Here is a 1,812-nt window from a genome sequence, read left to right as displayed (position 1 = left end):
CCGAACGCGCCGCCGACAACCCGCTCGCCCGCGACGATGTGGAGACGAAGCGCCTGATCCGCGCGCTGGCGGTGGCGGGCTTCGGCATGATGAACATCATGCTGTTCTCGGTCTCGGTCTGGTCGGGCACCGACGCGGTGACGCGCGGCATGTTCCACTGGATCAGCGCCCTGATCGGCATCCCGGTGGTGGTCTATTCGGGCCGCCCGTTCTTCGCCTCGGCGTGGATGGCGCTGAAGTACCGGCGCACCAACATGGACGTGCCGATCTCCATCGGCGTGATCCTGGCGACGGGCATGAGCCTCTACGAAACGCTGGCCGGAGGCGAGCACGCCTACTTCGACGGCGCGGTGATGCTGCTGTTCTTCCTGCTCGCGGGCCGCACGCTCGACGCGATGATGCGCGGCCGCGCCCGCTCCGGCATCGCCGCCCTGCTCGGCCGCATGGGGCGGGGCGCGCAAGTGATCGGCGAGGACGGCACCGCCCGCTACGTCGAGGCCGACAAGCTGCGCCCCGGCATGACGATGCTGGTGGCGGCAGGCGAAGCGCTCGCCGCCGACGGCGAGGTCGTCGAAGGCCGCACCACCATCGACACCGCGATGCTCACCGGCGAGAGCGCCCCGCGCCCCGCCGTGACTGGCGACCTCGTCCACGCGGGCACGATCAACCTCGGCAACCCGGTGCGGGTGCGCGTCACCGCCGCTGCGCAGGACACCGCCATCGCCGACATCGCGCGGCTGATGGACGAGGCGGGCCAGTCCCGCTCGCGCTACGTGCGCGTGGCGGACCGCGCGGCGCGGCTCTATGCGCCCGCCGTCCACACCCTCGCGTTCCTCAGCTTCTGCAGTTGGCTGATCGCAGGGGCGAGCGTCTACAAGGCGCTGACGATCGCCACCGCCGTCCTCATCATCACCTGCCCCTGCGCGCTCGGCCTTGCGGTTCCGGCGGCGCAAGTCGTCGCGGCGGGGGCGCTGATGCGGCGGGGCCTGCTCATCAAGGACGGCTCGGCGCTGGAGCGGCTGGCCGAGGCGGACGAAGTGTTGCTCGACAAGACCGGCACCCTGACGCTGGGCGAACCGCGCCCGGTCACGCTGGCCATGCTCGGCCCGCGCAGCCGCGCCATCGCGCTGGGTCTGGCGCAGGCGAGCCGCCATCCGCTGAGCCGTGGCCTCGCCCATGCGCTGCGCGGCGAAGGTGTGGAGCCCGCAGCCGTCGAACTGGTGCGCGAGGCCACCGGCTCCGGCATGATCGGGCGCTGCGACGGTGCCGAAGTCGCGCTGCTGCGGCCGGAGGTGGAGACCGACACTCTCGCCGTCGACCTGCTCGTCGATGGCACCCGCACCCGCATTACCTTCGCCGACAGCCTGCGCCCCGACGTGACCGAGACATTGGCGGCGCTGAAGGCGCAGGGCCTGACCGCCGCGATCGCCTCGGGCGACCGGGTGGAGGCGGGGGGGGGGGGGGGGGGGGGGGGGGGGGGGGGGGGGGGGGGGGGGGGGGGTGGACTGCCCCCTCCGTCAGCCCCTTGGGGCTGCCACCTCCCCATTGCTTCGCAACAGGGAGGATACGCATCTTACAGCACCAGCGGCGCGTGGTTGATCTGCGGCAGGACATGCCGCGAGAACAGATCCGCCTCCGCCGCATGCGGATAGCCCGACAGGATGAAGGCATCGATGCCCTCGGCCTGATAGGCGCGGATCTTCGCCAGCACCTGATCCGGATCGCCGACGATCGCCGCGCCGCAGCCCGACCGGGCGCGGCCGATGCCGGTCCACAGGTTCTCTTCCACGAAGCCGTCGCCGCCTGCCGCGC

The 1,812-nt window shown here is 72.4% G+C and carries 1 protein-coding gene and 1 pseudogene; one reads left to right on the top strand and one right to left on the bottom strand.

The features are described 5' to 3' along the window. Positions 1 to 1,652, top strand: a 1,652-nt coding sequence (locus LH128_RS28700; RefSeq protein WP_008833212.1) for an HAD-IC family P-type ATPase, incomplete at its 5' end; no start/stop codon positions are given. Here the strand turns inward: LH128_RS28700 and LH128_RS28695 are convergent. Further along, a pseudogene (locus tag LH128_RS28695) lies at positions 1,574 to 1,812 on the bottom strand (LLM class flavin-dependent oxidoreductase); the annotation flags it as partial. The gene LH128_RS28700 and the pseudogene LH128_RS28695 sit on opposite strands and share 79 nt — an antisense overlap.

The organism is Sphingomonas sp. LH128 (assembly GCF_000293195.2).
GTDB lineage: Bacteria > Pseudomonadota > Alphaproteobacteria > Sphingomonadales > Sphingomonadaceae > Novosphingobium > Novosphingobium resinovorum_A.
This window is presented reverse-complemented; position numbering and strand designations above follow the sequence as displayed.